4 protein-coding genes are annotated in these 9,693 nt (G+C 65.2%); all 4 read right to left on the minus strand.

Features of this window, described 5'->3' with window-relative positions:
- Positions 1-3 precede the first annotated feature (3 nt).
- The 4 genes from pltF to AC1RCO_RS06850 are packed head-to-tail and all read right to left on the minus strand — an operon-like array spanning position 4 to position 9,650.
- Positions 4-1,500: an L-proline--[L-prolyl-carrier protein] ligase gene (gene pltF, locus AC1RCO_RS06835; protein ID WP_210671664.1), complete on the minus strand. Its 1,497-nt coding sequence runs from the start codon at positions 1,498-1,500 to the stop codon at positions 4-6.
- Positions 1,497-2,639, minus strand: a complete 1,143-nt coding sequence (gene pltE / locus AC1RCO_RS06840; RefSeq protein ID WP_492617557.1) for an L-prolyl-[peptidyl-carrier protein] dehydrogenase — start codon at positions 2,637-2,639, stop codon at positions 1,497-1,499. Before pltE ends, pltF begins: the two co-directional genes overlap by 4 nt.
- A 1-nt stretch (position 2,640) precedes the next feature.
- Positions 2,641-4,275: an NAD(P)/FAD-dependent oxidoreductase gene (locus AC1RCO_RS06845; RefSeq protein WP_077934032.1), complete on the minus strand. Its 1,635-nt coding sequence runs from the start codon at positions 4,273-4,275 to the stop codon at positions 2,641-2,643.
- Between the two features lie 50 nt (positions 4,276-4,325).
- Positions 4,326-9,650, minus strand: coding sequence for a type I polyketide synthase (locus AC1RCO_RS06850; protein WP_492617558.1), 5,325 nt, complete (start codon positions 9,648-9,650; stop codon positions 4,326-4,328).
- Between the last annotated feature and the right edge of the window lie 43 nt (positions 9,651-9,693).

Here is a 9,693-nt window from a genome sequence, read left to right on the forward strand (position 1 = left end):
GGGTCAGCCCTCCACCTGCCTGGCCAGGGCGAAGCGATCGACCTTGCCATTGGCGTTGCGTGGCAGTGCGTCCAGGCACAGCACCTTGTCGATGATCATGTAGCGAGGCAGGCGCTGGGCGCAGTGGCGCTTGAGGTCGATCAGCGAAAGAGCGTCCCGGGTGTGAGCGACCAGCACGCCCCACAACTGCGCGTTCATCCCCTCCCCGACCACCAGCACGGCGGCCTCGCTGACCTGGGGATGGGCCAGTAGCGCGGCTTCGACTTCCCCGCGCTCGATCCGGTTGCCACGCACCTTGAGCATGTCGTCACGACGCCCCAGGTATTCGTAGTTGCCGTCAGGCCGCTGCCTGACCATATCGCCGGTCTTGTAGGGCCCCTCCTGAGCCGGCTTGGCGAAATAGCCCAGCATGACCGTAGGCCCCTGCACCACCAGCTCACCTTCTTCACCCACTGCACAGCGGCTGCCATCAGGCTTTTGCGCCCACACCTGGTTGCCGGAGGCGGCCGTGCCGATGGGCACCGGGAGCACGCGCTCGGGATCGATGGCGCCGACCTCGAATGCGGTGCACACATTGGTTTCCGTGGGGCCGAAGAGATTGGCCAGACGCACATCGGCATAGGCCGCGCGCAGGTCACGCAGGTGCTTGATCGGAAAAGGCTCGCCGGCGAACAACAGTACCCGCAGGGTGTCCTGGATATCGCTGAGCAAGTCGCCGTCTTGCATCATCATCATGAGTACCGAGGGCACCGAGTACCAGATGCTGATTTCGTGCTGGCGGATGAAGTCGGTCAGCAGCCGCGGCGAGAACGCGATCGACTCGGGAACCAGGCACACCGTCGCGCCCACATTGAGCGCGCAGTAGATGTCCAGGACCGACAGGTCGAAATGCAGGGGGGCATGGTTGGCGAAACGCTCGCCAGGCTGGAAGCAATAGCGCTCGCACGCCCAGTCGACGAAGGCCAGGGCATTGCCGTGGCTGAGCGCAACCCCTTTGGGCACGCCGGTGGACCCGGAGGTGTAGAGGATGTAGGCCAGATCGTCCGGCTGGATGGCCAACGTCGGCACTACGCTGGAGCCGGTATCGATGTTGCGCCAGTAGCCGGCGCTGGCCGGGTCGTCCAGGACCACGCTGCGCACCTGGGCAAGCGCGGAGCCGGCGAGTTCTTCCTGGCGTGCCGCGGTGCAGAGGACCAGCACGGCCTGGGAATCCCCGGCGATCTTTTCCAGGCGCGACACCGGGCTCAGAGGGTCCACCGGCACATACACCACCCCCAGCCGCAGGGCCGCCTGCATGACCGCCACCAGGTCCACCGACTTGTGCGCCCAGAGCAGGATCCGCTGCCCCTGGCCGACCCCCAGGGCACAGAGCATTGCCACGAATTCCCGGGTCCTGAGCTCCAGCGCCTCGTAGCTCAAGGCATCCTGCTCATCCACCACCGCCGTCTGCCGCGGGTAGCGGGCAAGGCTGTGCATCATCCGTTCATGGAGCAGCTTCATAGCTTCAGCTCCCGGGCAATGATCTCGTGCTGCATGTCGCTGGTGCCGGAAAAGATCGTAGTGCCGATGGAATCGCGCAGCATCGCCTCGATCCCGAAAGACTCCAGGCAGCCCCGGCCGCCGAAAATCCTCACCGCATCGATGCTCGATGCCAGCGCCCCTTCACTGATGGCCAGTTTCGACAGGGCAATGTTGAGCTGCCCCGGATCGCCCTGGTCCATGCCCCAGCACGCCCGGAACAGCAGCAACCGCGCCGACTCCAGGCGCAGCTTCATTTGCGCGATACGGTGCGAAACCGCCTGGTTGTCGCCAATCGGCTTGCCAAACTGGCGCCGGGTGCGCGCATGCTCGATGGTCTGTTCCAGTTGCCGTTCCATCATCCCCAGGAACGCTGCGAACAGGCAGGCACGCTCCCAGCCCATGGAGCTCTGGAACACCTGCCGGCCCTGCCCCTCCTCACCCAGGCGGTTGACCTCAGGAACCCTGCAATCGTCAAAGAACACTTCACCCGCGGGGCAGCTTCTCAGGCATACCTTGTCCAGGGGCTCACTGACCCTGAGCCCCGCACTGCTGCGGGGGACGATAAAACCGCTGACCCCCAGGGCACCGTACTCGGGCTGGGTGGTGGCATAGGTCACGAAGATGTCGGCAATCGGCGCATTGCCGGCAAAGCTCTTGTGGCCGTCAAGGCGATAACTGCCATCAGCCTGGGGCCAGGCACGGCTCTTCAAATTGCTGGAGTCGGAGCCGGCCTCCGGTTCGGTGATCGCGTTGGAGCCGATGAATTCACCGCTGGCGAGTTTGGGCAACACATCGCGTTTGGTTTCCGCTGTTGCGAACTCGACGATCGGCATCGCACAGGCAAACTGGTGGGCCGCCGCCGCGAACACCAGGCCCATGTCTGTGCAACCCAGGCCAAAGGCGTGCATGGCAATGGCCGTCGACAGTGCACCCAGGCCCTGGCCACCGTGTTCCCGGGGAATCGACAGCCCCAGCAATCCGGCCTCGCCGCAGATCGCCCATTGCCGGGCGGTGAAATACCGCGAGTGTTCATTGCCACAGGTCGCCAGTTGCTCGGCACACACCTGGGCGATCATGGCCGCATGTTTTTTCTGGGTATCGTCGTAGTTGAAGTCCATTTCAACTCTCCTTGCGCAGGGAAGGTTTTCTGAAGGATCGATAGAAAATCAGCCGTCCGACCTCTGAGGGCACTTGCATCAGGCCCCACCAGAGCGCCTTGAGCTTTCTCAAGGTGGTCAGTTGATAGACACGAGCGTGAGGATTAGCAAAATCAAAAATAGGCGGAACAAAACTGGCGTTGGCAAGCTCCGCAAAGATGCTGCTCGCCGCGTGCGCAGCAGAGACCTTGGCGCTTTTGACGTCATCACAAAGGCCCAGCGTAGTGTTGAGAATATCCTTGTACCCCTGATACAGAGGCATCCAGAAACCGTCCTCTGCGAGCTGGTCGATTTCATCGAACACCCGCGGGTCCAGGTCCTTGGCAAAGGCATCGTTGATCTTGCGCGCGGTGATGGTGGCGGCAATCGACTGCAGCAGCCAGACACGGGCGAAGGCATTCCACAACTCGGGGTCGCGAAACGACACATAGGCCGCTGAGGCGATCCGGTCACTCAAGCTGATGATGCTGTCCTGGGTCAGGACAAAATCATTCAGGGCCGGGCTGCGGTAGTCACCGCTGTGCGCCGCCTTGATCAGCCGGTGCGCCAGGGCCAGAACCAGTTCCGCAGCATTGGACAGCTTGCGCGAGAACAACAGATCGTTGCTCGCGGCACCCTCGTCGAACATCAGGCAGCGGCGTTCGAGCGCCGTGCGATAGACCTGCCGGGGCGGCTGGCGCAGCACCCACTCGCGCACCCGCCGGGCGCCGGACAGGTGCCGCCCCAGGCCGGGGTACAGCTCGATCAGGCCGGCCAGGACCTGGTCGCCGTCCATGCTCGGGCAGAGGTCCTCACGCAGTGAAACCAGCACGCTGACCAAAGGGTTGCGCGAGTGCTGATGGTTGTTGAACGGGATGACCCCCACCCAGCCCCCGTCGAACACGTGATGCAGAGTGCCGCCATGCCACTGGCCGGGAAAGTCGCCCTGCACGCACTCATCGAACGGCACCACCCCGAGCATATGAGTGGAGAATTCCAGGGTCCGGGTCTTCTGCGTCGAAGCCTGGCTGACCAGGCCCGCCTGCCGCGCCAGCACCTGGCCGCCCTGGCTGCCATCAACCATGAAATCGGCAGTGACCCAGCGCCCCAGTGCCGTAGCTACCTTGACCCCGCTGTCCTCGACCAGCACCTCTGGGCTGTTGTCGATCTCCACCAGCTGCGCGCCATAACCGATGGCCGCCGCCAGCAGATAGGCATCGATATCGGGCCTGAACAGATGATTCTCGCCATGCTCGGAGGGCACGTTGAATTGCAGCGCCTGGCCCAGGTCCACCGCCCGGCTGCGCTGGTGATAGATGAACCCGAGGTTCTTCTTGACCCCGGAAGACGGCATCACCTTCTGCTGGATATCCCGGGTGCGGGCGATATTCTTTATTTCCGGCACGCCATAGCGGTCGGCAATCAGCTCGAAAATCATCGAGGTATAGGGAATCGTCGCCTCACCGGTAAGGTCGGGGGGCATCTGCCGGTTGCGCAACAAACCGACCCGGACCTTGTTCCGGGCCAGGCAGGCGGCGAGCATGATCACGCTGATGCTGTTGCCCGCCAAGAGAATGTCGTAATGCTCTGGCGCCTTGCCAGACTGCACATCGTTCATAACCACCTCAATCACAGATCATGGGTCTGGGTTGCACTGCCCGCGGCCTGTCAGGCCTCGGCCACGCAGCCCTGTTCCTTTATCGAACGGGCCAGGAAGTCCGGCCACATCAGGCCCGGACACTCAAGAAACTCGCGGGCCTTGATCTCCAGCTTCAGATCGCGCCGGCAGCGGGCGACCATGTCCATCACCAGCAGCGAGTCCAGGCCGTAGTCCATCAGGCTGCCGCCATCCTCGAGCTTGGCCCGCACCTGTTCGGTCTTGACCCCGAGCAACTGCGCGTACTGCTCCCACACGTAGTCATCCAGCAATGCCAGGGCAGCGGCTTCGTCGGCGCCCGCCAGTTGCTGCAGGATCTCCACGTTGCTGCTTTCGCCGGCCCTGGCGGTCGGAGCCTGGCTGCGGATGTACTGCAGCAGCGGTTGCGGGCCGCGGGATTCGAGCAGTGGCTTGAAGCGATTCCAGTCCACCCCTGACACCACCATCTGGGGCAGCTCGCTGGCCAGAATCCGCGACAGCAGGCCGACGTTCTGTACCGGGGCGATCTGTTTCAAGCCAACGCTGGTGAGGAAATTCAGCACCTGCTCGTCGAACAGGTGACTGCCGCCGGCCCACAGCCCCCAGTCGATCACCAGGGCACTCAGGCCCATGGCCCGACGCTGCCACGCCAGGCTGTCGAGGAACTGATTGGCGGCTGCGTAGCTGGCGACATGCTGCGAACCCCAGACACTGGCGATGCTCGAACACAGGACAAAGAAGTCCAGGTCCAGCCCCAGGGACAGTTCGTGCAACAACCAGGTGCCCTCGACCTTGGGCCGCATCACCTGGTCGAAACTGTCACGGTCGACGTCCTTGAGATCCTGCGGAATTGAAATCCCGGCGGCATGGAAGATGCCCTTCAGGCTCGCGCCCGACGCCTCCAGACCGCAGAACAGCCGCTGCATGTCCTGGGGCGAGGTGATGTCGGCCTGGACGTAACTCACCCGCGATGCCGCAGCGCCGAAGCGCTCCAGGCCCGTGGCGACATCCTCCAGTGGCCGCCGGCCGGTGATCAGCACAGCGCCCGCGCCTTTATCCAGAAGCCACTGGGCCATGGCCAGGCCAATTCCACCCATGCCGCCGGTAATCAGGTAACTGCCCTGCGGGCAAGGTGCATAGGCCTGTGCTGGCAAATGCGCAGCGCTGAAATGGTTCAGGCGCTGGACATAACGCTTGCCCGGGCGCAGGCAGATCTTGTCCTCGCCATCGGGGTCGCTGACTTCTTCGGCCAGCGCCCTTGCCCAGTGAGGATCGTCGGGGGCCAGGTCGATCAGCCCGCGCCAGTGTTCGGGGTGCTCCAGGGCGAGCGTCTTGCCCAGCCCCCACAACGGCCCGGTCGCCACTTGCAGGGGCTGGTCGCGATCCAGGCCAACAGGGTTTGCCCCTTGGGTCACCAGCCACAACCGGCCACCGCGCGGGCCCAGTTCGATGAGCGCCTGGACCATCTCCAGCAACGGGTGGAACAGTGTCGCCTGCAGGCTCGACAGGCTCTGCAGCGTGGTCGAGCCGGCATCCTCGATGTCTTTGCCATCGAGCACGATGATATCGGCGGCCAAGGCCTCGCCTTCATCGGTCAATGCCTGGCTCGGGTCCTGGGCCAGCACCCTCCGCGCGCTATCGAGCAACTGCTGCGGGCACAGGACCCGGGCACGATGCCCGCCACGCTGCAGGTGTTCGACCAGAGGAGCGGCGGTCTCCGGCGAGCGGCTGACCAGGGTGAACAAGCGGCCCTGCTGCGGCACTTCGGCGCGCTGGCGAGGGCGTTCGAGCCAATCCAGGCTGTAGAGCACGTCGGGCTGGTAAAGCATGCCACGCAGCGCCTCCTCACTCGGGGCGGCAGCCAGGGTCAGCCCTTCCAGGCTGCCTACACACTGGCCGTGCGCATCGTACAAGGCGCAGTCGAACTGCTGCGGATGTGCCTGGCTCGTGGCAATCACCAGGCTTTTTGCCCGGGGCGAAGCGGACCGGCTGGCGACCCAGCGGTGGATGCCGCTTATCGAGCCCGGCACATCGCCCGGCACCGCCTGCCCCAGGTACTCGAGGACCTGCCCAAGGCGATTGCCATGCGGATCGGGTTCTGCCGGCAACTGCATGTGGTAGACAAAGCCTGCGTCCTGGGCGGCGGCATGGCCCGGGTCCGGCAGGCCGCCCCGGACAGCCGCCGGCAGGCCTTCCAGGGTCAGCGACAGGACCGGCTGCCAATCGGCACCGGCAACCTTGGCCGCTGCGCTCAGGGCCGAGCAGTTGACCTCCCAGGCCGCGCCGGAGAGCGGCTTGAGTTCGGTGAACAGATGCAACTGGTCATCGACATGGAACGCCAGGGCCGGGGTGATGCTGGCGAGGCTCATCCCATAGGTGTCCAGCTGCAAGTGGCCGGCCAGCTCATCGCTCAGGGCTGCCAGCAACCGGTCAGGACGCAGCAGCGCCAGGTCATCGCGGATCTCGCCGCCCACGGCCTGCAGGAGCGCGCTATCGAGCGTCGACTCGAATGCCGGAGTGGGTGCATTGACCGAGTGCCCCAGCAGCCGGCCGACCGCTCCCGCAGCGACCTGTTGCAGGGGCGAGCCGCTGGCGTTGTCGAACCAGTAGCGCTGGCGCTGAAACGCATACCCGGGCAAGGCCTGGCGCAAGGCCCCGTCATGCTCGTGCAGCCGGGCCCAGTCGAGGTTATGGCCGCCCACGTAGAGCTGCGCGGCGGCCAGGCGCAGGTCCCTGGACGGATCGCCGGCCCGGCGCAGGCTGGCCAGGACCAGGCTGTCGTCCGCCAGGGGGTGACGGCCGATCAGCGGCGTCAACACAGCATCGGAGGCCACTTCAAGGAAGGTTTTCACCCCCAGCTCTGCGATCAGGGTGTTGACCCCTTCGCTGAACCTCACGGCCTGGCGGGTGTGCGTACACCAGTAATCGGGCGAGCTCAGGCTGGAGAGCGTATGCACCCGGCCAGTGACACTGCTGATGACCGGCAAGCGCGGCTCGCTGAAGGTGATCTGCGCCACCGTCTGGCGGAACGCTTCAAGCATCGGCTCGGTGGCTGCGGTATGGAAGGCATGGGAAACCGCAAGCTTCTTGACCTTGCAACCGCTGGCGAGCGCCGCTTCGGCCAGCGCCTGGACCTCGGCTTGCGGCCCGGCCACCACCACGTCCTGCGGGCTGTTGACCGCCGCCAGTTCGATCGCGCTGCCGGGCCGGTCCTTGAGCAGCTCCAGCAGTTGCGCCTCGCTCATGCCCAGTGCGTACATCGCGCCGCCGGCCGTCATCAGTTGCTGGGCCAGGCGCCCACGCGCCTCCACCATACGCAGCGCGTCAGCCAGGGATACCGCCCCGGCCACACAGATTGCACCGATCTCGCCGAAACTGTGTCCGAACAGCGCATCGGCAGCGACCCCCCAATGCATCCACAACCGCGCCAGGGCATATTCGACCGCGAATATCGCCGGCTGGGCATAGCGGGTCTGTTGCAGGTAGCTGTCACTGGCCGCACCCGCGTCCAGCACCAGGGTCAGCAGGTCCACGTTCATCAGCGGCTGCAACAGGGCGCGGCATTCATCGATCTGCGTCTTGAAGAATGGTTCGCTGTCATACAGTGCCTGGGCCATTGCCCGGTACTGGCAGCCCTGCCCCGGAAAGAGCATCACCAGCGGCGCCGCCGCTCCCTGGCAGCGCCCTTCGAATACATGCCCCACCACCTTGCGTGACGCATAGGCTGCCAGTTGCTCGCGCAGCCCCTCACGGCTATCGGCCACGGCCGCGAAACGATGGCCAAAGTGTGCCCGCCCGACGTTCGCCGTGTAGCACAGGTCCTTGAGTTCGAGCTGGCTGTTGTCGGCGATAAAACGTTCATAGCGTCCGGCAATCTGGCGCCGGGGCGTCTCGCCCTTGGCCGACAGAGTGATCAGCTGCCAGGGGTTGTCGCGCCCCTGGGCACGTTCGCGCAGCGGCGCGTCGCCCACTAGCACATGGGCGTTGGTGCCGGTGACACCAAACGAACTGACACCGGCGTGCCGCGCCTTGCCCTGGCGTGGCCAGGGCGTGGATTCGGTGACCACCTTCAGGGCCAGGCGATCCCATTCGATCCGCGGGTTGGGCGTGTTGAAGTGCACCTGGGGCACCAGGGCCTCTTGTTGCAGGCACAGCAGGACCTTGGCCAGCCCGGTCACCCCCGCGACCGGTTCGAGATGCCCCATGTTGGCCTTGATCGAGCCCACCAGCAGCGGTGCATCGACGGGCCGCTGCTTGCCCAGTACCGCATGCAGGGCGTGCAGTTCGATCGGGTCGCCCAGCGCGGTGCCGGTGCCATGGGCCTCGACATAGTCGACCTCGCTGCCCTGGAGCCCGGCCTGGCCGAGCGCCAGCCTGATCACCTCTTCCTGGGCGTGGATGTTGGGCACGGTGATGCCGCTGCTGGCGCCGTCGTTGTTGACCGCACTACCCTCGATCACGGCCAGCACCGGGTCCTGGTCGCGTACCGCATCGCTCAGCCGCTTGAGCGCAAGGATCACGCAGCCTTCGGCGCGCCCGTAGCCATCGGCCGCCGCGTCGAAGGTCTTGCAGCGGCCATCGGGGGCCACGGCCCGCAGCTTGCTGACCAGGATGAAACCGTAGGGCGACAGGATCAGGTTGACCCCACCGGCCAGCGCCAGCTCGCTCTCGCGGCTGCGCAGGCTGTTGCAGGCCTGGTGCAGGGCCACCAGGGATGAGGAGCAGGAGGTGTCGAGCACCACCGCCGGGCCCCTGGAGCCCAGGGTGTAGGCAATGCGCCCGGCCACGAAGCTGGTTTCGCCATAGAACTGGTAGGCGTTGACGTCCTCGACCGCGCCCAACTGCTGGCGCAGGCGCACGTAATCATTGGTACTGACCCCCATGAACACGCCGAGCTTCTTGCCATGCAGGCTGTCGGGGGCGATCGCGGCGTTCTCCAGGGCCTCCCAGGCAACCTCCAGGGCCAGGCGCTGCTGGGGGTCCATGCCTTCGGCTTCCTTGGGCGAAATGCCGAAGAAGCCCGGGTCGAACTGATCCACCCCCTCGATGAAGCCACCGCGCATGACGTAGGCCTTGCCGGGTGCCTGGGGATCAGGATGGTAATAGTCGGTGCCGTACAGACGGTCGCTGGGCATGTCGCCCACCGCATCGGTGGCGTTTTTCAGCAGGCTCCACAGCCGCTTCGGTGTGTCGGCACTGCCCGGCAGCCGGCACCCCAGGCCCACTACGGCGATCGGCTCGACAGGCGCCGAGCTCTTGCCGGCCACCTTTTCCTTGAGCGCACGGATGGTGGTGATTGCCTGAGCAAGACTCTCTTGCAGCTGTTCCTTGCTTACATCGCGGACATCGTTATCCATAAAGGCCTCGATCAGTGATTCTCTGGCAGTTGTCATCCAGCCC

The sequence above is a fragment of the Pseudomonas sp. GW823-FHT03E05 genome (genome assembly GCF_058796855.1).

Bases quoted from the DNA above. Each gene is read 5' to 3' on its own strand.
- pltF (WP_210671664.1), bottom strand. From the start codon at position 1,500: ATGAAGCTGCTCCATGAACGGATGATGCACAGCCTTGCCCGCTACCCG.
- pltE (WP_492617557.1), bottom strand. From the start codon at position 2,639: ATGGACTTCAACTACGACGATACCCAGAAAAAACATGCGGCCATGATC.
- AC1RCO_RS06845 (WP_077934032.1), bottom strand. From the start codon at position 4,275: ATGAACGATGTGCAGTCTGGCAAGGCGCCAGAGCATTACGACATTCTC.
- AC1RCO_RS06850 (WP_492617558.1), bottom strand. From the start codon at position 9,650: ATGGATAACGATGTCCGCGATGTAAGCAAGGAACAGCTGCAAGAGAGT.